Here is a 25,506-nt window from a genome sequence, read left to right as displayed (position 1 = left end):
TATATTCCCTATCTCTCTGTTATTGCTTGAAACAATGTCAATTTCCGTCCATCGGACAGCGATACATAAGTGGGGGTAATTTTAACGATACTCAGCCCCTGAACGCTGTCGCCAACAGACAATATCTTGTTATTTATCACAGCATAAGCCGTGTTTCCTGAACTCACTATGCTGTTAAGTACAAGCGCCTGCTCCTGCATTTGACTCGTATGACCCTGCACAGCAAAGCCTTTACCGGGCAAAGTCGGGTCGCGCAGCGATTCAGCAGACACCATAGGGCTACTAACCAATAACAACACACTGATAATATAAGACTTATTTAGAAACACTGATAAAGTCCTTATTAATACTCAAGGTATAAAGTTCAATCTCTACGGTCGCTTTTGGATATTCCGCGACTTTATAGTCGAGACGCTTCCAATAAAGTTTATCTGGCATGGCCTCAACGGCTTCCACAAAGCGCAACACAGAAAAATAATCACCCTCTAGACTCAAGCGAATACCATGGCTATATAGATTGAGTTTTTTATCTTCACCCACGGGTAACAAAGGGATGGGCGCTATCGACATAAACTTAATTAATTTAATCCCTTGCACTTGTCCTAGTAAATTACCCAGCAACTGCGGCATATAGTCTGCCGGCACCATATCCACCATCTGCTCATCGAGCTGGGCATCTAGGGCTTGATTCTGTTGCTGCAACAGCACTAAACGCTGTTGGTAATCTTGATTGGGATCTAACGCTAAACGTTGCTGATACAAGTCAACCTGCTGAGCCGAAATCGCGTTTTCCTGCTCTAAAGCTTTTAGCTGTTGTGAAACAGCCACATGGGTTTTCCACAGGGACTCTAAGGGTAAATAACTCAGCATTCCGACCACGGCCAGAATGGCGACTGAGATCAACACTCGCTCACGGCGACTTAGCGCATCAAACTGTTGTCCTAATTGGGCTAACTTTTGCTTCATTGCGCGGCTTCCTCCTTGTTATCGCTTTTCAAGGTAAAGGCCAAAGGTTTATCTTCACCGCGATCCATGCTCATCGACGAGAAAGCTTGCCCCTTTAAAGTCTGCGTAGTTTTAAGTTTGCCAATCCACTGCGGAATGCTTTGAGGATGGTCGGCAAAACCTTCGAACATAAAATCTTGCTCATTAATGACGATATGACTAAGCCAAACACTCGCATCCGACACGACGGCTAAATCTTTAAGAACTGGCGCAAAACCACGGCTGGTTAAGGAAGTCCTAAGACTCAATTCTCCCATGAGTAATTGCTTAAGCTCTAACTGTTGTTCCGCTAAATCGACTCGCGCAACAAGATCGGCATCGGGTTTACGCGCAGCAATTTGTGCTTCTAATGCCTGTTTTTGGGTATCGAATTGCTGCTTTTGTTGGGCAGCCAACTGCTGGGCCTGTTGTAACTCACTGACTTGCCAGTAGCTATAACCACCTAAAACCGCAAATAAGATCGCAAAAACCAAGGCGTAAGCACTTAAACGCGCAAAGGTTAATCTTTGCTTCGGGGGCAATAATGAAGGAGTGTAAAGATTGACTCGGTATTTAATCACTCAGTACCTCGATAAAATTCAGCAAAGGCTAATCCCGCCATTCGCGCGCCAACACAGCTTTTATCAATGACATTCACAGCTTGATTGAAGTTTGCCGAGACTAACTTAGCTAAAGTATCCACGGCACCATCGGCGAGGAGTTCGATAGAAGATACCGGAGCCTGTCTCAATTGACTTTCAAAATAATCCATAGAACGCTGAATTTCTAAGCTTAAATTGTCTGCCATGCCATAACTTAACTCATCCGCTTGAGTCTTATCCAATTGAGTAAATCCGCGCACGCGACGCTGCATATACAGCTGACCTTGCTTAACCACAGTCAGTAGCAATTCTTGACCGGGATTATGGCTCACCACCAGACGCGCTTGGTTGTCATCATTAAATAGGTTAGTTACGGCTAACTCTTCGATACTAATACCGAAAAGTTGTAAATCTTGTTCATGAATGGCCTGCACCATGCTCACTAACTTAGCTTTATCCACCACCACAACGTTGATTTTATTACTCGGAATGGGTGACTCAAAGTAATCCAAATGGATTTGCGGTACAGGTAGCGTGACCATGTCTTTAATTGACCATAGCAAGGCTTGGGATAATTCGACAGTATCGACATTCGGTTTATCGGTCAGCAGTAATTGATAAAGGCCTGAAGCCAAAATCAGCTGTAACTGTGCATTGGGAAAGGATTTAGCCACAGCAGCAAACGCCAATGACCAGTGCTCATCTTTCAGCTCAAAGGGTAACCACTGCTCAGCATTTTCTTTTTGGGCAGGTGCGTAAACCCATAATTTATCGGCGCAGACATAGACACCAAGGCTAGTCGGTTCTGTTCTCTTCTGCCAAAAGGCTAATCGACCTATAAGACTTTTTTCCATAAAGATGCCTATAACCAACTGAATTTAAAAGCTTGAGTAGTCTCTTTTGCACAAACTTCCTGTCACTCCACTCTCCAGTGCTCCTTGACCTATGACCTGCTCGATACAGAATAAAAAACGCAAACGTCATATTTTTGGCACTGGCTAGTTTAGCCGCAAATGCTCGTATTTTATAGATAAATACGTGAATAATAGGATCTATTTGTCTCTAAGACGACATTAATCACCCAAACACTGAACTTCCCTTACTTAGCCTCTATGGGTTCACTGAAATACATTCCCTGCGCTGCGCCAACACCGAGGATTTGCAGTGTCTGCCACTCTTCAAAGACTTCTACCCCTTCGGCGCAGACTTGTACTTCCGTTCGATATAAACCGCCAATCAAACTGCGAATAAATAATTGGTTTTCTGGTCGTAAATGAATATGACGCACAATGGATCTGTGTAACTTAATTAAATCAAAATGGCATTCGCGAATGTAATAAGTACCAACAACCTGCTGACCCACATGATCGACACATAATCTCGCGCCCATTTTACGGATCATATCTAATTTAGGCTGCAACTTTTCTTGATGTTGAATAACGATATCTTCAGACACTTCGAAAATCAGTCGCGTAGTTAGATGGCGATATTCTAATAGCGTCGTTTTTAGCCATTGAGTGAAGGCTCGGCTCATTAGCGAATCCAAACTCAGATTAATACTGTATATCTGCGGCGCTGATTTCTTAACTGTTTGAGCATTCGATACGCCGTCTGCTAATTCATTCGACAATAATAACAATACCCGCTCAATAATTTGCCGTTCAACCTGTGGCATTAAGCCACATTTATTCGCCATTGGAATAAACAGTGTGGCACGGATTAACGCCCCCTGATTATCCCGAGCCCGCGTAAATATCTCTTTATGGTGCTCATTACCATCTGAATCAATTATCGGCTGGCTAAAGGGGAAGAATCGCCTTTGCACTAACGCATTTTCTAAAAAACTACGCCAACGCACTGAGCCTTTGGCAAATTCTTCATCAATCGCGCCTTTGTCGTACATAAACCAATTACTATTACCCTGTAATTGTGCCGCCCTCAAAGCCATATCGGCTTCTTCAATTAACTGAGCCGCATTATCGCCTGCGGTAAAATAAGCGCATCCGAGGTGGAAAAAGTTATCGCTATTCTCAACATCAGGCAAAGGCTGGCTTAGACATATCTTGAGTAATTTGCTGGCAAATTGATCCGCTTCAATTAAGGAGATTTGCGGCACGACTATGGCAAATTGATTATGGGAACGACGGGCAAAAATACTATTAGCTTGAGTTTGCAGCAATTGACTTATTGCATTAACAGTCGAGTTTAATAGCTCTTTCGTCACTGCTTCACCTTGGGATTGCTGCAATAAATCCAGATCATCCATTTCTAATAAATAGATTACCCCATGGGCAAGCATAGCCTGATTATGACTAAGGGCGTCGAGACGATTATTCAAAAAGAGTCGGTTACCAATGCGCGTTTCCGCATCAAGAAAGGTATTAGAACGGATGAACTTGTCGAAACGCCCACGCTCCTTTTGTGCGTCCTGTAACTCTTCTAACAACTTAGTCAAAGCACGGTTAATCAGCCTTGGTTTACCATTTCCAGGGGTAGCGAGTGCTTGCTCATGCTTACCTTGCAGAATCAATCGACTGCGTAAGGCTAATTCTTCAATGCCATCGAGCTGCTGTGAAAACCATAAATAACCAAAACGCACTAAGGCAGCCACGGCTAAGATACCGACCAACAAAATCAGAATTTCATACCAACTGAAAGTGTAATGTTCAAAGGGCTGAGTCAAGGTTAACTGCATATGCAAGCCTGATGTCGGCTCTAGCACATGGTCATACACCATCGCATTTTGCGTAGAAAGGTTGCCTTCATAGGCAAATAACACTTCATCTTTCAAGGTCAACCGAAAATTAACGGCATTGTAAGCAAGCAGCATGGGCGGTAGCCAAGCCTCTAGCTCCCAATCAGGTTGGTGTTGGAACTGATCGACTAACATAGTTTCGAGTTCAGCTACTTTTTGCTGCTGAAATTTATAGGTCAGCTGCACGAAACTCATCATAGCGCTCAGCAAAAATACGAAGGCGATAGCGGCTAATGACATTAACCAAAAGCTGGTTAATTTTGTAGTTAACATTCGGGTGAATTTCATCTATCCGCTATCCTGCAGGATTATTATAATTATTTGTGCGATTTTAACAGGAGTACAACAAAGTTGTCCGTTGATTATTCAGTAGCATAACCTAAAAGGCAACTAAGACGCTGTGACTTTAATGTCCACTTAAAAACAAAAAAGAGGCTAATTAGCCTCTTTTTAATGTTTTTACCACTTTTAGCCTAGTCGGCGTATTTAGGTAAAGTGGTGATCGCAGCCACACCAGAGTCGATAGCCGCTTGTGCAACCGCACGGGCAACATTTGGCAATAAACGTGGGTCCATAGGTTTTGGCAGCACATATTCAGGGCCAAAACTCAGCGACGTCACATTAGGATAAGCCTTCAATACACTCGCAGGCACAGGCTCTTTCGCCAGTGATGCAATTGCATGAACTGCCGCAATTTTCATCTCATCATTAATGCAAGACGCACGCACATCCAATGCACCACGGAAAATAAACGGGAAACACAATACGTTATTCACTTGGTTTGGATAGTCGCTACGACCCGTACCCATGATCAAATCACTACGCGTTGCATGAGCAAGTGCAGGTTTGATTTCAGGATCTGGGTTAGAACACGCAAAAATCACTGGCTTATCGGCCATCAGCGCGACTTCTTCTGCACCAATGACGTCAGGACCTGATAGACCTAAAAATACGTCTGCGCCTTTAATAACATCAAGAAGCGTGCGTTTCTCGGTATCATTCGCAAATAGTGCTTTATATTCATTAAGATCTGTACGGCCAGAATGAATAACACCTTTAGTATCTAGCATGTAAATGTTGGCGCGATTCGCACCGCATTTTACCAGCATAGTCATACAAGCGATGGCAGCTGCACCCGCGCCCATACACACAAAAGTCGCGTCGCTGATCAACTTGCCTTGAATTTCCAGCGCATTGATCATACCCGCCGCAGTCACGATTGCGGTGCCGTGTTGATCATCATGGAATACAGGTACTTTACAACGAGCAATCAATTCACGTTCGATAACAAAGCATTCGGGCGCTTTAATATCTTCAAGATTGATACCACCAAAGGTGTCAGCAATCGCAGCAACAGTATTAATAAATTCCTCAGGCGTATTATGCGTAATCTCAATATCTGTCGAATCGATATTCGCAAAATGCTTGAACAATAATGCTTTACCTTCCATTACAGGTTTAGAAGCCAAAGGGCCCAAATTCCCTAAACCTAAGATAGCCGTACCATTGGTAATCACGGCAACCGTATTACCTTTATTGGTATAACGATACGCATTGTCAGGATCTGCAGCGATTTCGCGTACTGGCTCAGCCACACCGGGGCTATAAGCTAGGGCGAGATCGTGACTCGTTTCGGCGGGTTTGGTAAGGCAAACTGCGGTTTTGCCTGGTATGGGAAATTCATGATAATCGAGTGCTTGTTGACGAATATCTGACATTTTAAAATCCTGAAATGCGACATTTATAATTTATGAGAGTAAGACCTACCAACACACATCTAGTCTCACCAAAGGGTGATGTTAATAGTCTGGCTGGTCGGGGTAAGATACGCCAATAAGGGGAATTTATAAATAAGAGATTCATAAATTTCACTTTAGCCGCCAAATAGACCCTCTAAGCTTAGTTTTATAAACTTATCTCCTATAATAAAGCTGCATTTCTTAATATGTTTTGTAGGAAACAAACATATATTTTGTAGTTACTGCGCTAGTTGTAGCGACCTAATCTCAAAAATGTTGGTTAAATTACAATATATGGCGACTAGCATATTTATCTTATAGTTAATTGCTATAAATAAGTCGAATTATACACTTGAACTCTCAATACTGAATAAGTTGACTATTTATTGAGTGAAGTCGTACCAGCTAGATATGTAGAATAAGCGGAATAAAGAAAATCGACGAATAACAAAAAGCAAAAAGGCGCCATAGGCGCCTTTTCTAGAAACAATGCAATTGCAATTATTTCTTTGCAAGCACTGCAAAGCGCTTGTTGAATTTGTCGATACGACCGCCGGTATCAACAACTTTTTGTGTACCAGTGTAGAATGGGTGACAAGCACCACATACGTCTAAATGCAGATCTTTACCAGCAGTAGAGTTTACTTTGATAACGTTACCACAAGTACAGTTTGCAGTGATGATAGCGTATGTTGGGTGGATACCTGGTTTCATTGGGGTTACCTCAAAAGTGTAAGGCCATGTCGCTCTTCCAACCCGTAGTCGGACACCACATGCATGTTAATAACAATATGTTTAGGGCGCAGAATGGTACAGCATACCTACAAGGGATACAAGTAGATTATCTGAGCGTTTGCCGGTTAATCTGTGTCTACTTTGACTTTAGTTAAGCGGCTTATTTTCCCGCTTCTTTAGCCTCAAATACCGCCCGCGCCTCTTTAGCATCAGAATGCTGATCCAAAATCATTTTCGAAGGACAAGATAGCACCGCATTGCTCTTGAGTGCATTGATTCTATTCTTCGAGAAAGCCACAGGATTTGCCTCGTAAATCGCCAACATAGCGCCATATACACTCACATCCCAATCCTTGGCATATCGATTGGCGATACGCCACAACGTCTCGCCAGCAAGATACGTTAACTGGCAATGTTCGGGCGTCTGTGAGGCTGTTTCAGCAATATTCTGTTTTTGCTCATTATTTGCCGTTTTCACTATTTCTGGAACCACAGTTTCAGTTGCAGCGTTTTCAACAGCCCCTTTTTCAACAGCAATCGTCTCAGAGGTTTTAGCGAAGGCGTTTATCTCAGTAGCAGACGTATTTTGTTTATTCGCGGCTTCAGGAAATTTAAAGCCAGTCACCACTTCTACCGTTGGTACTTTGGATTGGGTATTTGCAGCAGTAGCAACAGTCGCTGCGGGCGTTACCTCTTCAAGTGGCTTTGATTCTGTCACCACTGTTACAGGCTTAATGCCCACTTTATCCGCACTTTGGGGGGCGCCTGCTGTGGTGGTATTTTTCGAATCCGAAACCGCTTTTGTCGTTAACGCGGCAGAAGCAGGTTTAGCCGCGCCGAATAAATTGATACTTTTGACGTCATACCATCGGTCAAGGCGATACTCTCTCACTAAGAGTTTAGCGCTGCTATCCTTCACATCTTCAACGCCAGTGAGTAAAACTAAAAAGCGATTAATCTCCTCAACCATTAACCTTTCTTCGCCGCTAGCTTGCTGCACGACAAACTCTAAGCGCGACATATCTTGATTGTCTGCGATCACATTCACCCTGAGTTTAGGGTAAGCGCCTAATTCAAACATCCGGCTATTAATACTCACATGGGAGACTTGTGCCATGCTAGGTGCACTGCACACCAAAGCAAGTAGACCTAATGATTTCACTATATTAGCCATTTATTTACTCTCAACTATCCTTGGTAAACCATCATTAGGGCTAGCCCTAGCCAGCCGCGCTGAGTACACTAAACCACATTCTTGTCTAAGACTTGCCTGCATATGTCATTGTTTGTCGAAGTTGCGTTACCTGTGCCTATGCGGCAAACCTTTAGCTACCGCGTACCCGAATCCTATCCTAGTACACCGCAAATAGGTGTGCGCGTTAAAGTTCCCTTCGGTCGTCAACAATTGATCGGGTTAGTCACAGGTATCACTGAGTCTTGCAGCTTAGCCCCAAAGCAAATTAAGTCTGTGCTCGAGTTTATCGACGATAAACCTTTACTGCCTGAATCACTTTATAAATTAACTCTTTGGGCTGCGAGATACTATTTTTGCAGCCAAGGGCAGATGCTAACCCAAGCCTTACCTGTGGCCCTGCGTAAAGGGCTCGATGCCGCGCCACAAAAAATCCAATTCTGGCAATTAACTGAAATAGGCCAAAATATTGCGCCCGAAGCGGTTAAACGCGCACCCGCACAGAAAAAACTACTCGAGTTACTCAAAACCGCCAGCTTAACCCAAGAAGAGGTTATCAGCTTAGACATCAGTAAAGCGGCGCTTAAAGCCCTAGAAGATAAAGGCTGGGTGGCACGCCATGAAAAAATTGCCGAGCTTAACCTCGACTGGCGCACCACACTCGAAATGGACGAAACGCCACATAAACTCAATAAAGAACAAGCCGTCGCCGTTGCCACTTTAAATCTGCAACAAGGATATCACTGTACTTTATTAGAAGGCATTACCGGTTCGGGTAAAACGGAAGTCTATCTTGCTGTACTCGAAGAAATCCTCAAGCAAGGCAAACAAGCGTTAATTTTAGTGCCTGAAATCGGCTTAACACCCCAGACAATCAATCGCTTTAAGCGCCGTTTCAAAGTCAATGTTGCCATTTTGCATTCAGGGTTAACCGACAATCAGAGACTCGAAGCATGGCGCCAAGCCCGCTGTGGTCAGGCTGCAATCATTATCGGCACGCGTTCAGCCTTGTTCACACCTATGGCGTATCCCGGCATCATCATACTCGATGAAGAACACGACAGTAGCTTCAAACAACAGGAAGGCGTTGGTTATCATGCCCGCGACTTGGCAGTCATGCGCGGCCATTTAGAAGCGATTCCGGTGATTTTGGGCACAGCGACACCCTCACTCGAAAGTCTACAAAATGCCTTAAGCGGCCGTTACCATCATTTACAACTGGGTGAACGCGCAGGTGCGGCTAAAAAAGTGCGCCAAGGCATTATCGATATTAAAAATATGCCGCTGAAAGCCGGTATGTCAGTGCCGTTACTGAACGAAATCCGCCTGCATTTAGACGCAGGCAACCAAGTCTTGTTGTTTCTCAATCGCCGCGGCTTCGCACCAGCCCTGCTTTGCCACGAGTGTGGGCACTTACACGAATGCGACCGCTGCGACGCGTTTTTCACAGTACATCAATCCCTTGGCGAAATTTGCTGTCACCATTGTGGCAATCAATACGCTATCCCCAAGCAGTGTCACAAATGTGGCAGCACTATGTTGATGGGCCAAGGCATAGGCACAGAACAGCTCGCCGAAGCGCTGCAACAGGAGTTTCCTAAACATCCAGTAGTGCGCATCGACCGTGATACGACCCGCCTTAAAGGTTCATTAGAAACCCACTTAAATGCGATTCATAAGGGGGAATATAAAATCCTCGTCGGTACGCAAATGCTGGCTAAGGGCCACCACTTCCCTGATGTCACGCTTGTTGGGCTACTTGATGTCGATGGTGCTTTATTTAGCGCCGACTTCCGCGCGCCCGAACGTTTTGGACAACTCTATACCCAAGTTGCAGGTCGCGCAGGGCGCGCCAGTAAACCCGGCACGGTATTATTGCAAACTCACCAGAGCGACAATCCCATTTTGCGGGATTTGCTGCACCGCGGTTATGGCGAGTTTGCTCGCAGCCAGCTCAAAGAACGTCAACAGGCACTGCTGCCGCCAGCATGGCACATGGTGCTGGTGCGCGCCGAAGCGCATTTAGCCAGTGATGCCGATAACTTTCTCAACGCCTTCGCCGCGCTCTTGCCCCAAGATAAAGAATTTGAGGTGATTGGTCCTATGCCAGCGCCCTTAGATAAAAAAGCCGGCAAGTTCCGCCGCCAACTCTTATTCCAAGCTAAAAACCGCAATCGCTTGCAACAAGAGTTTGAACGTATTCATCCGCTTGTAGAACAACTTATCGAAGCTAAACGCTGCCGATGGAGCTTAGACAGAGATCCACAGGATCTCCTCTGAGTCGAGTATTTGATAAGTATTTAAGCGCCATTTGATAAAAAATCATCGGGAAGATAGCAATTGTTAACCACAAACGGCTAAAATATGCGGTTATTCCCTGTATTCACTCTTAAAGTTAGTGCCGATTAGAACCCATGAAATCACATATCCAATCATTACTTGAACAAACTCTAGAATCCTTTAAACAACAAGGTATTGTGCCTGCTGACTTTGAAGCACGCATTCAGGTAGATCGAACCAAGGATAAGAGTCATGGCGACTTGGCAACCAACTTAGCCATGATGCTAACCAAGGTCGCAGGCAAGAATCCACGCGAATTAGCCCAACTGATCATAGATACCTTACCGGCTTCGGCTTTTGTGGCTAAGGTTGAAATTGCAGGACCAGGCTTTATCAACTTTTTCATCAACGACAGCGCCTTAGCAGATCAACTGCAAAATGCCGTCAACGATGAGCATTTAGGCATTAAGTTACCGACACCACAAACCGTTGTTGTCGATTACTCTTCACCCAACCTCGCCAAAGAAATGCATGTAGGCCATCTGCGTTCAACCATCATTGGTGACAGTGTTGTGCGTGCGTTAGAATTTTTAGGCCACAAGGTTATTCGTCAAAACCATGTGGGCGACTGGGGCACACAATTTGGTATGTTGCTGGCCTATATGGAAGAGCTGCGCGCCAAAAATGGTGAAGAAGCTCAACTTGAACTGTCTGATTTAGAAAACTTTTATCGTGCCGCTAAACTGCGTTTCGACGAATCAGCAGAATTCGCAACCCGCGCTCGTCAGTTAGTGGTTGAACTGCAATCTGGCGACGAGTATTGCAACAAACTGTGGCGCGAATTTAACGACATTTCGTTAAGCCACTGCCATGAAGTCTACGCCCGTTTAGGTGTGAGCCTGACCCGCGCCGATGTACACGGTGAAAGTGCTTATAACGCCGATCTCGAGCAAGTGGTTAAAGATTTAGATGCCCAAGGTTTATTAACCCAAAGTAACGGCGCTAAAGTCGTATTCCAAGAAGCCTTCCGCAACAAAGAAGGTGAGCCATTGCCTGTTATCATCCAAAAGGCCGATGGCGGCTATTTGTATGCCACCTCAGATCTTGCGGCAATGCGCTACCGCTCGAACGTGTTAAAGGCCGATCGCGTCCTGTATTTTGTTGACCTACGTCAGGCACTGCATTTCCAACAAGTCTTTAGCCTAGCGAAACTGGCTAAGTTTGTCCGTGAAGATATGTCGTTAGAACACTTAGGTTTTGGCACTATGAACGGCGAAGATGGCCGTCCATTCAAAACCCGTAGCGGCGGTGTCGTTAAATTAGTTGACCTGTTAGAAGAAGCCAATGTGCGCGCGCTAGAACTCGTTCGTAGCAAAAATCCTGATATGGATGAGGCCACGCTGACTGAAATCGCCCGTGTCGTTGGGATCAGCGCCGTTAAATATGCTGACTTGTCAAAAAACCGCACCAGCGATTACATTTTCAGCTTTGAACAAATGCTCAGCTTCGAAGGCAATACCGCACCTTACCTGCTGTACGCTTACACCCGTGTTGCGGGCATATTCAAGCGAGTAACCGATCTGGATCTCAGCCAAGCGAAAATCGTGCTTGAGCATGAAAAAGAGAAAGATCTCGGTAATAAGTTGGCGCAGTTCGGTGAGATCCTCAATCGTGTTGTCGATAAAGGTCAGCCGCACGTACTGTGTGCTTATTTATATGAATTAGCGGGTGCTTTCTCTAGCTTTTACGAAGCTTGTCCAGTGCTTGCCGCCGATAATGACGCACAAAAGAACAGCCGTTTATTACTCGCGCAACTGACGGCTCGTACGTTACAAAAAGGCCTAAATCTACTCGGTATTGAAACCTTAGAGCGGATGTAAGCCATGAGTAATCGCGATTATGCCAATAGAAGGCCGCAGTCGGGCGCTAAACCGCGCCCAATCCGCGCGACTCGCCCAACTCGAGCAAAGCCTTCACAATCTAAATCGGCGCCGCGTAAGAAGCTGCCGCTGACCTTGATAGGCTTTGTCATACTCGCTGTGGGTTGTTTCGTCTATTTCCTGTCAAGCATTAAAGATAATGCTAAGCAAGAAGTGAAGCCGATACCCGCTCCAGCCAAGAAAACGGAAGTACAAGTTAAGCCTCAAGAGACAGCAGTGCTCACTCCTAAGGTCAAAGAACCTGAACGCCAAGCGGTCGTTATCCCAGTAGAGACAACTGAAACTGCTGAGCTTATTGTTCCGCCAAAGAAGGATCCTAATGCTCTGCCACCACAACCAAAGGAAGAATGGACCTATCTCAACGAGCTTGAAAATAAGCATGTTGAGGTCGATATTCCCGATATTGTTGCGAGCAGAACACCGATGCAATATCAGTTGCAGTGTGCTTCTTTCCGCCAAGAATCACAGGCGAACGAGATGAAAGCCGTCATCGCTTTCCAAGGTTTAGAGGCGCAAGTGAGACAAGTCGAAGGTACAACCGGCGTATGGTACAAGGTTGCTTTAGGCCCCTTCGAGCGTAAACGTGATGCAGAGCGTAAACGTCATACACTGCAAAAAGCGGGAATTAATGGTTGCCAGATTCTGGCGATTCCTAAATAAGGCTTTAGCCTACTCCTGATAGACTATTAAGAATAAATAGCGGCCAGCGTTTTATCGCTCGTCGCTATTTTTTTGTCCGTATAACATGACTCACTCATTGACTCTGCCCGCCCATAAAAAGTCAGTTTTAAACAACAACTCATTTCAAATTTGCTGATCTACTAAATTTATAACCCATTATTTGTAAACAAAAAAATCCTTTATTAAGAAAGATTAATATGCAGTTTAATTGACCTAGATCAAACTTAGGCGTATCTCTTAATTAACAGCAAGACCGCTGTATCTGTGTCAAATCCAACCTCAGGGTGAAGTATTATGAATGCATTAATCGAGATAGAGGCCACCGAATTCAGCCAACTGTTCAAGAGTGGCGACATGCTGGGAATTAGGATGTTTATGGAACATGTGCGCATGCCGCTGGATGTTCAAGACAAGATTTATGACGAAATTTCTGCGCTTCAGCAATTAGAACAAAACCAAATTGCCAAGCTCATTGAAACCCACGCCCATTCCCAAATTCATGAACGCCTAGCTTATTAGCCTTCCATTCAATGAAAAATTTATCTATGCCAACTGCAGCTTCTGGCGGTTCATTCAACAGAAGCTGTATGATCTCCCCGCAATTCGCAACACAAACTGTTATATCATCCAATTAGAGCCAAAAAATAAGGCCAAATACTTGGGTATTTGACCTTAATGAACTAGCTAGTTTCAGATTTTAACCAGAGCCTTAGCTCGGTTTTTCTTCCGTTAAGCCTATGCTATTCATCCAATAATCGAAATCCACCATATTACCCGGTAACACCACTCGACTATTCTTCTGGCTTAAGCCATCGAGCTGTTTAAAGTATTGCTCACCGAGTTGCATCCGCAGGGCATTGTGACCACCCGGCGCGGCAATAACAGAGGCGAGACGCTCAATCGATTCTGCCGTTGCGCGGGAAATGGTTAAAATTTCCTCAGCCTTACCTTCGGCTTCGTTAATCCGGCGCTGCATCTCACCTTCAGAACGGTTTACCGTTTCAGCTTTAACCCCTTCAGAACGGTTAATTTTACTCTGTTTGTCGCCTTCACTCTTAGCCAATAATGCACGGCGCTCACGCTCGGCATTTACTTGCATTTCCATGGCATTTTTAACGGTTTCAGGTGGTGTGATATTTTTTATTTCATAACGATGCACACGTATTCCCCACAGGGCACCCGCTTGATCTAAGACTTGCACTACCTTAGCTGAAATCACATCACGCTCTTCAAACGTACGATCAAGATCAAGTGTCCCTATGACAGAGCGCGTCGTCGTTTGCGCCAACTGAATTGCTGCATAACGATAATCAGTAATACCATAGCTGGCCTTCACTGGGTCAGTCACAGAGATATAAATCACCCCATCTACTTCAACGTTTACTTCGTCGCTCGAGAAACATTCCTGCGGTGGTACGTCAATGGTTTCTTCTTTCAAATCATGAATAAAAGCCACTTTATCCACAAAGGGGATCAAAGTATGAAACCCCGCATCTAACGTACTGTGATACTTACCTAAACGCTCAACAATAAAAGCCGATTTAGTGGGTACTAGGCGGATCGATTGAAATAGTTTAATCACAAAAATGGCAAATATCAGGCCCCAAATCGCCATCACAATCAAATCTGTATCTACTGGAATATTCATTATCGCGCTCCTTTGCCAAGATTATTCTGGCCACTCATAGTCTGAGTGACTTGCTCCATGCCTTCGAAGAAACCTTCAAGTTTTGCCATTTCAGCGGGAACAACAGAGACTTGTGCATCATTGAGGATCTTACCAACTTGAGCAATAAACTGTTCTTTTAATAGCATATTCATCGCATCTGTACCGCCATTGACGGCTAATGCTTGCGAGATCATTGCCATACCTTCGGATTTGGCTTTCGCTATGATAGCAATCTCCTGACCTGTACCTTTAGCTTCATTAATCCGTTTCTGCTTTTGACCTTCTGATAGGTTAATCGCCTCTTGGCGCTCACCTTCAGACATATTGATCATCGCCGCTTTTTCGGCATTCGCTAAGGTAATTTCGGCACGTTTACGACGCTCAGCTTCCATCTGCTTCTCAAGAGTGTGGATCACATGGCGTGAAGGCGTGATATTACGAATTTCATAGCGCAATACTTTGATTCCCCATGGCTCGGAAGCCTTATCTATTTCCCGCACTATTGATTCATTTAAGCTATCACGTTCAGAGAAAGTCTCACTCAAACTCAGCTTACCGATTTCAGATCGCATAGTGGTCTGAGCTAAATTCACCGCTGCTTTACGGTAGTTTTCAATACCATAACTCGCCAATTTTCCATCCATCACTTTTAGGTAGACCAAGCCGTCCACTTCAAGTTGAGTGTTATCTTTGGAGATACAACTCTGTGGCGGCACATCTAATACTTGTTCACGGGTATCGTGACGGTAGGAGACGCGATCGAAAAAAGGGATCAAAAAATGAAATCCAGGGCTTAATACTGCGCGGAATTTGCCAAGACGCTCAATGACATGCACTTCACGCATCGGCACAATTAACATCAACTTATAAAGAATAAAAAAGATAAATAAAATGACTAAGGTAAATACAAACATAGATTCCATCCTTTAGTTTTTGGAAGCTTCTATTGAAATAGGCTCAACGACTAGAGCGATATTTTCACGACAAATAATTCTGACTTCGGTACCCGCCTCAATAATGCTGCCATCGCCAAGCGCTGGCCATTCACTACCTTGAAACTCCACCCGCCCAGGTGTTTGCCCAGGACCTATGGTCTGCTTTACGCGAACAATTTGATTGTATAGTTCGATTGCTTCATCCGTGTTATCCACATGGGAATCACCACCAACGAGCCTCTGAGTGACTTGTCTGAAAGCCAATAACAACACAATGGCAGAGATAAACCACAGAGTCATGCTCTGCACGACACCTTCGACCAGTCCTATGCCTAACGCACCTGCCACGACTAAACAAGCCGCACCCAGCAACACTATTATGCCACCTGGAACCACTATTTCGGCGAGCATTAACACTAAACCAATCACTGCCCACACTAAAATCGGATTTGAAAACTCCATATTTCCCCCTGAAATGAGAGTGTCCTTTACTGCACTATAACAGCAGAGTTTCGGATAATCGACATAATATGTCAAAATTTACCCTATCAAAATGCACACTCAATCACCGATGACTTAATCCTCATTCTCCCATATTCGCCCACGAAAGCCGTCAGGTTGTTTTAAAATTAAGCATAATCAATTCAAAAAGATAGCAAACCCCCAATCCACAAGCGGCGCAATAACAATAAAAACATTAAAAATCAATTATCTAAAAATAAAATTCCTCACTAATGATTATGTGATTTTGACAACAACATTCGATAAAAACTTTGAATAAATGTAAATTTTTGCATATATTGCCCCCACTTTTGAGCAAGTCCTTTGACGTACACTCGCGCTAGGTTTGAACTTACCCATCAAACCATGCCATAGGTCAGAGAGCGGATTGAGTAAGACACGAATTAACTTCGACCTATACAACAGGAAATAACAATGAAAAAAACATGCCTATACCTAGCACTAATGCTTTCTCCTCAAGCATTTGCGGGTGACTTAGTACAGTGGTGGGATTTCAGTGCAACAGCCCTCTATGGCGAAGACTACGATTTAGCGCCATCGGATAAACAAGCCACTATTACCTTAGAAACGGCTGGCGGCTGGAAATACGGTGATTGGTTTGCCTTCCAAGATTTTATCTATTTCAAAGGTAACGATACAGGCATGGAAAGCACTACCTATGGTGAAATTTCGCCACGTTTTAGTGCCAGTAAAATTCTTGGCGAAAAAATAGCCTTTGGCCCAGTAACAGACTTGTCTCTAGCGTTAACCTATGAAGAAGGTGAAGGCCCAGTCCACAGCCTACTTTACGGTTTAGGGGTTGACGTAGCAGTACCATACTTTACTTATCTTAACTTTAATACCTATCGCCGCGATGGTATGAGCACTGGTAACAATAGTGACGGCTGGCAGTTCACTCCTGTATTTCGTATCGATATCCCTGTTGGATCTGCCAACATAGTACTCGATGGCTTTATCGACTGGGTATTTGCCACCGACGATAACGGCTACGAGGAAAACTTCCATTTCAACCCACAGCTAAAATACGATCTCGGTAAGAGCCTGTTCGGTGATCATCAAGCCAATAAATTATTGGTGGGTATCGAATATGATCTGTGGACCAATAAATACGGGGTGAAAGGCGTCGATCAAGACACTTACTCTGTGATTGCTCAATACCATTTCTAATCGGTATCGGCATAGTTTTAAAGCAACAAAAAAGGTGCCATTGGCACCTTTTCTATTCTGAGCACTCACTTTGCAGGGAAGTGTTGCTTAGCTTACTAAAAATTAAGCTAACAATTTTTTCGCTGCTGCAACCACGATAGAAACCGCACTCACTTCAGTTTTCTTCATTGTGGCTTCATTAGGAATTTCTTGTTGGGTGCGGTTTACAATCACACCAGCAACGCAGGCTGCACGCCAACCTTGAGTGGCACACATAGTGAACAAAGTGGAAGACTCCATCTCATAGTTCAGTACGCCCATATCTTGCCATTCTTTCATTGAACCCGCGAAACGACGCGTTACACGGCCTGTGACAGTGTCATAACGCTCTTGGCCTGGGTAGAAAGTATCAGAAGAAGCTGTTACGCCAATGTGTGGTTCAACACCAGCATCACGACACGCCGCAACCATAGCAGTGGTACATTCAAAGTTTGCAACCGCTGGATATTCCATAGGTGCAAAATGTAAGCTCGCGCCATCTAAACGTACTGAAGCTTGAGTCACAATCACATCACCCACATTAACATGAGGTTGGATTGCGCCTGTAGTCCCTACACGCAGGAAGGTATTCACACCTAATTGTGCAAGTTCTTCTACTGCGATAGAAGTAGATGGACCACCGATACCAGTTGAACACACTACTACTGGCTTGCCATCGGCATACGCTAAATAGCTTGTATACTCGCGGTGGCTAGCAAGAAACGTCGCATTGTCCATTAGTTCGGCAATACGTTTTACACGCTCTGGATCACCAGGAACGATTGCTAAGGTTGCACCATCGAGCATCGCTTTGGTCAAACCTAAATGAAATACATCAGCCATTGTGAAAACCCCTTTCATTTTTGATAATTAAATTCTTATAAAATCGACTTTAACCTAGTATCGAAGCGGTGAAGGTTAACTTGATCACAGAATTATCGGCAAGAAGTAATTGTTTAGTCGTAATGAAATTACCAACTACACCAGCATCTGCTCACAAGATAGCAAATTTGCCCATATTTCGAATGTCAGTCTGATTTATACCAAACAAAGTGTGAACCAGATCCAGAACTCATGCCAGAGGCTGTGGCAACAAATACCTAAGATACTGATTTAAAATAGATTAAAATAAATCATCCATTAGTATTAATCTAAGTGACCACTAAAAGTGATCTAAGTCACGTTTAACGACTTGGTATAAGGTTAGGGTTAAGGCGTAACCTGAAGTGTAGTAAATGACGACAAGGAGAATGCCGATGTTTCCAGAGTACAGAGAATTAATTTCCACCCTGAAAACCCAAGATGCTCATTTTCAACGTAAGTTTAATGAGCATAATCAGTTAGACGAGGAAATCAAACAACTGGAAAAACGTGTCGCCAGTGATTTCAACCCCACTGTGAAAGAACTCAAAAGCAGAAAGTTACACTTAAAAGAGGAAATTTATCAGATCCTCAAATCCCACGAGTAATTCTACTATTACTCTAAAGACAAATAAGGGCGCCTAAGCGCCCTTATTAATGTCATCACAATCGCTTACAGATAGTAATCCTTCAGCGGTGGGAAACCATTAAAGCATACTGCTGAATACGTCGTCGTATAAGCCCCTGCGGTTAACCAATACATACGATCGCCAATGGCTAAGTCATTTGGTAAGCCATAGCTATAGTGCTCATACATGATATCTGCACTGTCACAGGTTGGGCCGGCAATCACGCATTTATCCAGCTCGCCTTGACGCTCAGTATAAATCGGGAACTTAATCGCCTCGTCCATCGTTTCAATCAAGCCAGAGAATTTACCCACATCGGTAAACACCCAACGTTCTAACGCTGTGTAAGATTTTTTGCTGATCAGTACCACTTCAGACACTAAAATCCCCGCGTTAGAAATCAACGAACGACCTGGTTCCAAAATAATTTGTGGTAAATCATCACCAAAATCTTCCTTCAGGAAGTGAGTGATTTGCTCGGCATACACACCCAATTGATTGGTTTTATCAATATAGTTAGCAGGGAAACCGCCACCCATATTGATCATCTTCAAGGTGATATTGTGCTCATCACGTAGACGGTCAAAAATGCTTTTCACTTTACCAATAGCGGAATCCCAAGCACCTATGTCACGTTGCTGAGAACCCACATGGAAAGAAATACCAAAAGGCTCTAAGCCTAATTCCTGTGCCAATACTAATAGCTCATAGGCCATTTCGTTTTGGCAGCCGAATTTACGGGATAACGGCCAATCAGCGGTATCTGTACCTTCGGTCAGAATGCGCACATAAATACGTGAACCCGGTGCTTCTTCAGCGATCATTCGCAAATCAGCTTCTGAGTCAGATGCATACATACGCACGCCACGCTCATAAAATGCACGCACATCTTGGCGCTTTTTAATGGTATTACCATAGCTGACTCGATCGGTTGTCACACCGACATTCATGACCATATCTAGCTCATAAATCGAGGCAATATCAAAGTTTGACCCTTTATCTTTTAGTAAAGATAAGATCTCGGCCGCGGGGTTTGCCTTAACTGCATAATAAACGTTGGCGTAAGGAAAACTATTAACCATGTCATCGTATTGTTTCGCTATGATACTGGTATCGATCACGACGAACGGGGTTGCTTTGTCTTTGGCAAACGCTTCAATACGCTTGAATGTGTCCATATCATAATAGTCAGCAACATCAATAGATTGAAATTGGCTCATTGGGCCAGAGTCTCCTTTGGGTCAGATAGATAACAGTAAGTGTGATGTATTAAAAACGTGCGCAGTAAACGATATTTTTTCGCTTTACGCAACGAATTTTTATGCTGAATTAATAACTTTTTATTCCACAATTCTTTAAGGAGCTGAACCATCAAAAAAAGGCGCTATAAAACAAATAATTATGCACACAAACCCTAAGGTAAATTTGTGTTCATTATCAGAATAAAAAGTGAATTTTTTACGACGTTATCGGAAGGGAGATGGATAGACTGGCTGGAGCCAAAATATCCATCTAAAAACAGTTATCTTGAAGTAACAATCACACAGCGAAAAGAAGACTAATGGATGCCTTAAAATACGTCCGTTAAATCGAGTCGTTACTGCGGCTGATTGAGTTTTGCGAGGGCTTGGTTCAAGGCTTCACTGGAATCAAAATAGGCAATGTCCAAAATGTTACGCTGCTTGAGCAATATCATAGTGGCCATATCTTTGTTATCAGGTAATAAACGACTGATCTCACCATCCCTATCTAACCCAATCGCAAAAGGTAAATCTTGCATCTGTGGCACAGCCACAAATTTAGCGATCAAAGAAGGCATACCACTAATATCAGCAACATAAACTAAACCCGTTGGCATTTGAGTCGCGCTCAAGGGAGTAAGTGCATCCTTTATCACATCACCGCCTTTCATGCTGCGACTAAAGAGCAGCACTTGAGTCTCATCAGTCACATTAATGGTTTTATCATTTTGGTCGAGAAGTGAAATGGGATTAATCGCATCTCCGGCAACATAACTCGCAGCATGCGCCCAGACTGGGGTTAACAGACAAGACAAACATAACAACAGCGTTTTCATAAACACTCGACTCCATTATTGGATAGGCGAACAGCATACCTGACTCCCCCTATCGACTCATTAAACCAACCACGATTACATGATACGCTTCACACATGAAGGGCGAAAAGTATTTGGTGGAATTTCTACGCTATAATCGCACAGTTAATTTTATTACAAGGATATCATAATGATAACACCTGGACTCGATCAGGAATTGCAGCAACTACAAGGCGTTTATCAACTCATCACCGAATTTTTAGTCACCTACAGCTTTCAACTCGTAGGTGCTTTGCTGATCTTTTTGTTAGGTTTATGGGTAGCCAGTAAAGTATCACGCTTAGTCGCTAAGCAATTCGACAAACACAATATCGATATCACCCTAAGCAATTTTGTCAGCAATCTTATCCGCATTTTGATCATAGTCATGGTCGGGATTATCGCCCTCGGCAAGATCGGCATCAGTATTACCCCTATGGTTGCGGCAATTGGTGCCGCCTCCCTCGGTGCAGGTTTAGCCTTACAAGGTATGCTAGCGAACTATGCCGCAGGCGTGACTATTATCGTCACCCGCCCTTTTGTAGTAGGCAATACTATTGAAATTAAAGGGGAAAGCGGCGTTGTTAAACGTATCCACTTAGGCATGACCATACTCACCAATGAGGAAGGCGAGCAAATCAGCATTCCTAATAAGCATATCGTCGGCGAAATCCTGCACAACTCCTTCAGCAATAAACTGGTCGAAACCCAGTTCAATCTCAGTTACAACACAGATCCCGAACGAGCCATTAGTGTGATTACTGAGTTATTAAGCAATAATCCCTATGTTTATCAAGAGACCACACCTAATATCGGCATCAATGGTTTTAATGCTAATGGAATTGAAATGGGGGTTCGTTACTGGGTCCCCACACAAAGCTATTTTCAGCATAAATATAAGGTGAACCTCGCTCTTTATAACGCCCTTAAGCAGGCAGGAATCGAGATGGCCTGCCCCATTAGGGAGATCCATCTGCAAGATAAATAACGCTAATGCCCATGGGATTGGTAGGCTTAGTCGATCAGCCTAGCCCAAATTGTAAACTTGCATTCTTGTAAAAATTTACGTTTACTATACTCCCAAATATCGATAGTGATGGACTACTATGTTGTTGATACTCATAATTATTGCTTTTATTGTACTGTTTATTTTTTTCGCTAAATATCAAAAAAAACAAGTACAAGCTAAAGCACTTGCCGCAGGTGATCCTACTGCGCTACTCAATCATGGCTTAACACTGATTAACCAAGGTGAAGTCAACTCTGGCCTAGATTATATTCAGCAGGCAGTCGATAAAGGCTTAGCCGTTGCCGCCATTGCTATGGCCGAACTTTATTCGGGTCGATTCCCACAAGTCCCCGCCGATCCCAAGGCATCTAACGATTGGTATAAAAAAGCCGCCGAAATAGAGCCTCAATATTTACCCATGCTCACCCTACCTAATTTGCTCTCTTCTGAGTCGCAAACACCCGATGAGTTAATCGCACAGGTAGAGCAACTCAAACCTAATGCCGAAGCGGGACAAGCCGAGTTTCAATATGAGCTTGCTTACTTGTATCTAAGCCAGCCCTTTCTCGATCCCGATGCTAGCCAAGCAATTTACTGGTTCGAAAAAGCCGCCGCACAAGAAGACCAAAGAGCCTATTACCATTTAGCCACACTCTACTGGCATGATGAACGCGTTACTTCGGACTATTCCAAAGCACGGGAATACTTTGAGAAATCCGCCGCCGCTGGTGATGAATTAGCAAAAGATGATCTAGGACATATGCTTGCTGCTGGCCAAGGTGGACCTAAAGATTTAGCGCGTGCAGAGGCATTACTTAGCGAGCGCGCCGCAGACGATGATTTCCGCCAGTATTATCTTGGTAAACGTTTCCTCTACGGTGAAGATTTGGCTGTCGACTATGACAAGGCGCGCCATTGGTTAAGCCAATCTGTCGCTAGAGGTAATGACTTCGCTAAGATTGAATTTGCTCATCTTTTACTGAAAGCGCCACAAAATGAGAGTGATTACCAACAGGCTAAAATTGACTTTGAAGAATTCGCACTTAAGTGGAATGAAGACGCACTGCTAGGCTTAGGCAAGATTTATGAGCAAGGTTTAGGCGTGAGTCGCCAACCGATTAAAGCGTTAATGTATTACCAGCTCGCGGCCATGAGCAATAGAGCCGATCATCTAAAAGAATTAGCCAGATTCAGTCAGCAACTAGGTACCTTAGAGATAAGAGAGGCTGAGCGTCTACGTGACAGTTTCTTGCATCAGCATCCAATCCCCGCTGAGCAACAACAATATTTTTATTTCTATAAGGCTGAATCATTTTTAAGTGGTGAAAAACCCACTCAAGAGGCTCTACAAGCGGCAGAAGCTTGGTACGTCAAATCGGCAGAGCTAGGTCATGAAATTGCTATGCGGGAACTGGTCAATATTTACGGCGCAGAACAATTAAATAAGCCTATACAAATGTTTATTTGGTCTAGTTTATTGCTACGTCATTTTGGTAAATACGGGATGAATAGCGCTCAACGACTCCATCAAAACACCGCAAAATCATGTTTAACCGAATCCGAACTTGCCTACGCCGAAACTCAAATTGAGGCTATTGAAACCCAATTAACGCCCTATCTTGAGTCGGATAGGTAAGTTTCCTAGCAGCGAATGAGCCCCAGAAAAGGTTTGGTCAGATTTAACAGGCCAAACCGTTTGGTTACAAAATAGAGTGAATTTATAATTACTTAAAAAGCACAGTGGATGTATAAGCACTACAATCAATTATTGACCAAACCTGCGCAGCTAAACGACTCAAAAATAAAACATAGTCAGGTTAACTGCCCAGCCCTAAATTAAAACTGACCATTTTAATAGGCAAGATGTATGAGGCTGATACTGATCATTGTCATTTCATGCTTATTTCTGCCCCAAGCAAGGGCAGAAACCTCTGCCGTTGTCTGGCAAGCACACTGCCGCGATAGGCATCCTGTTATTTATGTCGAAAATGGTGAGTGCAAAGGCCCAGGTGCAGCTGTCATCAATGAAGTCATCGCCCGCCTAGGTCACAAGATAAATTGGAGTAATGTGCCTTGGGCACGCACAATTAAAGTGGCAGAAATGGGACAAGTCGACCTAATCCCCGTCCATTCGATGACGCCAGAGCGCAACGATTTTCTAGACCCTATGCTACTGGGATACGACAAGCGCTACGTCTATTACTTTGCCCTTGCGAATAGACAACTTGAAGTCAAACATTTCGATGAACTAAAACCTCATATCATTGGCGCACTTAGAGGCGCTTTTTACTGTCCGCAGTTCAATGACAATCAAAACCAACTAAAAGTGTCTTTTGTTAATGATAACGGTCAGTTAATCAATATGTTGAAGGCTGAGCGTATCGATTTAGCCATCACCTCCGAACAGCATGAAATGCAATTTTTTGCCAAAGATCCCCAACTCAAACAGATGACGTACGTAGATATCAGCAAAAATGGCCGCTATTTCAGTATTCCGCTCATGTCGCCGCAGCATCAATATGCCAAGCAAGTTCACCAAATAGTCGACGACATGCGCACCTCAGGTGAAATTACTCAACTATTTAAATCCTACGGCGTCGAGCCTCCACTTAATCTCACTGAATCGCCCTTAGCGACTCACTAATCTGAATGCTGATAACCCAAAACTAACTTGGAATTAATTCGGTCTAGCGGCTAAATGCCGTAACAAGGTCGCCAATGTTGGCGCAACTGCCTGATGGGAGGGATAACACAAACCAATACGACGGAACATTCTCGGACCATCAAATTTCACTTGCTTGAGCCTAGGCTCATCTTCAATCAAACCATCGGGTAAAAAACTCACGCCAAATCCGGCTAACACTAGCGACATCACTAGAGATTTTGACTCAGCCTTAGCGACCAAATTAAGCGACATATTGCTGCACGCCAATAAACCTATCGTTTGCTGATGGGCTTCACAGGGTGGGCACTCAATAAAGTCAAAGCCATTGAGCTGCTCGGGGCGTAGGCTATCTACTTGGGCGAGGGTATGATCCTTGGGGACGCAGAGCACATAATCCTCCTCCCACAGCGGAAAAAATACTTCATCTTCATGGCGCAAGCTGTCGATGCTTAAACGGCAATCTGCAGGGCTTTGATAGTCCACCAGTTCAAGATCTAACTTATCAATGGCTTGATTCACCTGTTGTAAAAATCCTGCCAAACGCCGCTGGCTTAAGTCTGGCATCACAGCCAAACGTAGCTTTTGCCGGCTCGCCTTCGCCATAAATAAGCCTGGTAACTTACTCGCCTCCTCGACTAATTTAACCGCCAAAGGGTATAGATAGTGCGCGCTGTCCAAAGGTTTAACACCTTTTTTGCTGCGCTCAAATAACTGACCACCAAGCTCTTCTTCGAGTTGCTTTAACCCAGCAGACAGTGAAGGCTGGCTCACAAAGCAACGGTTAGCCGCCGAGGTAATATTGTTCTCTTCAAAAATTGCGATAAAGAAACGCAGCAAACGCAAATCGACCATTTAATCTTCTCCGACAACCGACGAGTTCAGCACAAAGTTTCAACAATAGTGCCATAGGCTGAGCCTATCATATCCAGCTGGAATAAGTATTTTTCGACTGAAAATCCCCAGTCTATACTGGTTAACAAGTTCAAGACGCCGAACAACAGTTTGTTTACGGCTTACATTGGCTCCAA

24 protein-coding genes are annotated in these 25,506 nt (G+C 44.0%); 9 read left to right on the top strand and 15 right to left on the bottom strand.

Annotation, left to right across the window (positions count from 1 at the left end):
- Positions 1-8 precede the first annotated feature (8 nt).
- From HUB64_RS04100 to HUB64_RS04065, 8 genes are all read right to left on the bottom strand, one after another.
- The gene (locus tag HUB64_RS04100) at positions 9-329 is read right to left on the bottom strand and encodes an MSHA biogenesis protein MshK (RefSeq protein ID WP_173496448.1); all 321 of its coding nucleotides are present in this window, start codon (positions 327-329) and stop codon (positions 9-11) included.
- Positions 316-966, bottom strand: a complete 651-nt coding sequence (locus HUB64_RS04095; RefSeq protein WP_173247191.1) for an MSHA biogenesis protein MshJ — start codon at positions 964-966, stop codon at positions 316-318. Before HUB64_RS04095 ends, HUB64_RS04100 begins: the two co-directional genes overlap by 14 nt.
- The gene (locus tag HUB64_RS04090) at positions 963-1,565 is read right to left on the bottom strand and encodes a fimbrial assembly protein (RefSeq protein ID WP_113940089.1); all 603 of its coding nucleotides are present in this window, start codon (positions 1,563-1,565) and stop codon (positions 963-965) included. Before HUB64_RS04090 ends, HUB64_RS04095 begins: the two co-directional genes overlap by 4 nt.
- Positions 1,562-2,440, bottom strand: coding sequence for an MSHA biogenesis protein MshI (locus HUB64_RS04085; protein WP_105251268.1), 879 nt, complete (start codon positions 2,438-2,440; stop codon positions 1,562-1,564). Before HUB64_RS04085 ends, HUB64_RS04090 begins: the two co-directional genes overlap by 4 nt.
- A 245-nt stretch (positions 2,441-2,685) precedes the next feature.
- Positions 2,686-4,629 carry an RNase E specificity factor CsrD gene (csrD, locus tag HUB64_RS04080; RefSeq protein ID WP_173496447.1) on the bottom strand — a complete coding sequence of 648 codons (1,944 nt, stop codon included), beginning with the start codon at positions 4,627-4,629 and terminating at the stop codon, positions 2,686-2,688.
- A 185-nt stretch (positions 4,630-4,814) separates the two neighbouring features.
- A complete protein-coding gene (locus tag HUB64_RS04075; RefSeq protein WP_105251266.1) occupies positions 4,815-6,059 on the bottom strand; it encodes a malic enzyme-like NAD(P)-binding protein in 1,245 nt (414 codons plus the stop codon).
- Between the two features lie 522 nt (positions 6,060-6,581).
- On the bottom strand, positions 6,582-6,794 hold the full coding sequence (gene rpmE / locus HUB64_RS04070; protein WP_063883331.1) for a 50S ribosomal protein L31: 213 nt from the start codon (positions 6,792-6,794) through the stop codon (positions 6,582-6,584).
- 181 nt (positions 6,795-6,975) lie between these two features.
- On the bottom strand, positions 6,976-7,989 hold the full coding sequence (locus HUB64_RS04065; RefSeq protein WP_173247196.1) for a FimV/HubP family polar landmark protein: 1,014 nt from the start codon (positions 7,987-7,989) through the stop codon (positions 6,976-6,978).
- A 102-nt stretch (positions 7,990-8,091) separates the two neighbouring features.
- On the opposite strand from HUB64_RS04065, the gene priA reads away from it, so the two are divergent.
- The 4 genes from priA to HUB64_RS04045 all read left to right on the top strand — a co-directional run bounded on the left by priA (position 8,092) and on the right by HUB64_RS04045 (position 13,427).
- The gene (gene priA / locus HUB64_RS04060; RefSeq protein ID WP_113940093.1) at positions 8,092-10,287 is read left to right on the top strand and encodes a primosomal protein N'; all 2,196 of its coding nucleotides are present in this window, start codon (positions 8,092-8,094) and stop codon (positions 10,285-10,287) included.
- Positions 10,288-10,421: 134 nt separating this feature from the next.
- Positions 10,422-12,167, top strand: coding sequence for an arginine--tRNA ligase (gene argS / locus HUB64_RS04055; protein WP_173496446.1), 1,746 nt, complete (start codon positions 10,422-10,424; stop codon positions 12,165-12,167).
- 3 nt (positions 12,168-12,170) lie between these two features.
- Positions 12,171-12,887: an SPOR domain-containing protein gene (locus HUB64_RS04050; protein WP_168825699.1), complete on the top strand. Its 717-nt coding sequence runs from the start codon at positions 12,171-12,173 to the stop codon at positions 12,885-12,887.
- A gap of 315 nt (positions 12,888-13,202) precedes the next feature.
- Entirely contained in the window at positions 13,203-13,427 is a 225-nt protein-coding gene (locus HUB64_RS04045; protein WP_006083282.1) for a hypothetical protein, read from the top strand.
- A 190-nt stretch (positions 13,428-13,617) separates the two neighbouring features.
- On the opposite strand, the gene HUB64_RS04040 is transcribed toward HUB64_RS04045, so the two are convergent.
- Genes HUB64_RS04040 through HUB64_RS04030 form a run of 3 tightly spaced genes read right to left on the bottom strand, consistent with a single transcriptional unit; the run spans position 13,618 to position 15,974 of the window.
- A complete protein-coding gene (locus tag HUB64_RS04040; protein ID WP_168825701.1) occupies positions 13,618-14,556 on the bottom strand; it encodes an SPFH domain-containing protein in 939 nt (312 codons plus the stop codon).
- The gene (locus tag HUB64_RS04035; RefSeq protein WP_105251260.1) at positions 14,556-15,491 is read right to left on the bottom strand and encodes a slipin family protein; all 936 of its coding nucleotides are present in this window, start codon (positions 15,489-15,491) and stop codon (positions 14,556-14,558) included. Before HUB64_RS04035 ends, HUB64_RS04040 begins: the two co-directional genes overlap by 1 nt.
- Positions 15,492-15,503: 12 nt before the next feature.
- Positions 15,504-15,974 carry an NfeD family protein gene (locus HUB64_RS04030; RefSeq protein WP_113940097.1) on the bottom strand — a complete coding sequence of 157 codons (471 nt, stop codon included), beginning with the start codon at positions 15,972-15,974 and terminating at the stop codon, positions 15,504-15,506.
- 474 nt (positions 15,975-16,448) lie between these two features.
- On the opposite strand from HUB64_RS04030, the gene HUB64_RS04025 reads away from it, so the two are divergent.
- Positions 16,449-17,201, top strand: a complete 753-nt coding sequence (locus HUB64_RS04025; protein WP_173496445.1) for an outer membrane protein OmpK — start codon at positions 16,449-16,451, stop codon at positions 17,199-17,201.
- Positions 17,202-17,303: 102 nt separating this feature from the next.
- Here HUB64_RS04025 and udp read toward each other — a convergent pair whose 3' ends face one another.
- Positions 17,304-18,062, bottom strand: coding sequence for a uridine phosphorylase (gene udp / locus HUB64_RS04020; protein WP_105251257.1), 759 nt, complete (start codon positions 18,060-18,062; stop codon positions 17,304-17,306).
- Positions 18,063-18,475: 413 nt separating this feature from the next.
- On the opposite strand from udp, the gene HUB64_RS04015 reads away from it, so the two are divergent.
- Complete coding sequence (locus HUB64_RS04015; RefSeq protein ID WP_006083288.1) at positions 18,476-18,688, top strand: YdcH family protein; 213 nt, start codon at positions 18,476-18,478, stop codon at positions 18,686-18,688.
- A 65-nt stretch (positions 18,689-18,753) separates the two neighbouring features.
- Here the strand turns inward: HUB64_RS04015 and HUB64_RS04010 are convergent, their stop codons facing one another.
- Positions 18,754-19,929: a type III PLP-dependent enzyme gene (locus HUB64_RS04010; protein WP_105251256.1), complete on the bottom strand. Its 1,176-nt coding sequence runs from the start codon at positions 19,927-19,929 to the stop codon at positions 18,754-18,756.
- A 377-nt stretch (positions 19,930-20,306) separates the two neighbouring features.
- Positions 20,307-20,786, bottom strand: coding sequence for a hypothetical protein (locus tag HUB64_RS04005; protein ID WP_173496444.1), 480 nt, complete (start codon positions 20,784-20,786; stop codon positions 20,307-20,309).
- A gap of 169 nt (positions 20,787-20,955) precedes the next feature.
- On the opposite strand from HUB64_RS04005, the gene HUB64_RS04000 reads away from it, so the two are divergent.
- The 3 genes from HUB64_RS04000 to HUB64_RS03990 all read left to right on the top strand — a co-directional run bounded on the left by HUB64_RS04000 (position 20,956) and on the right by HUB64_RS03990 (position 24,457).
- Entirely contained in the window at positions 20,956-21,792 is an 837-nt protein-coding gene (locus HUB64_RS04000; protein ID WP_173496443.1) for a mechanosensitive ion channel family protein, read from the top strand.
- A 118-nt stretch (positions 21,793-21,910) separates the two neighbouring features.
- Positions 21,911-23,449 carry a tetratricopeptide repeat protein gene (locus tag HUB64_RS03995; protein ID WP_173496442.1) on the top strand — a complete coding sequence of 513 codons (1,539 nt, stop codon included), beginning with the start codon at positions 21,911-21,913 and terminating at the stop codon, positions 23,447-23,449.
- Positions 23,450-23,680: 231 nt separating this feature from the next.
- Positions 23,681-24,457, top strand: coding sequence for an ABC transporter substrate-binding protein (locus tag HUB64_RS03990; protein ID WP_173496441.1), 777 nt, complete (start codon positions 23,681-23,683; stop codon positions 24,455-24,457).
- Between the two features lie 33 nt (positions 24,458-24,490).
- On the opposite strand, the gene HUB64_RS03985 is transcribed toward HUB64_RS03990, so the two are convergent.
- Positions 24,491-25,330: a LysR family transcriptional regulator gene (locus tag HUB64_RS03985; protein ID WP_173496440.1), complete on the bottom strand. Its 840-nt coding sequence runs from the start codon at positions 25,328-25,330 to the stop codon at positions 24,491-24,493.
- Positions 25,331-25,506 lie beyond the last annotated feature (176 nt).

Source organism: Shewanella sp. ISTPL2 (assembly GCF_013283205.1).
Taxonomy (GTDB): domain Bacteria; phylum Pseudomonadota; class Gammaproteobacteria; order Enterobacterales; family Shewanellaceae; genus Shewanella; species Shewanella oncorhynchi.
Note: the sequence above shows the minus strand (reverse complement) of the source record. Positions and strands in the feature narration are given on the sequence as shown.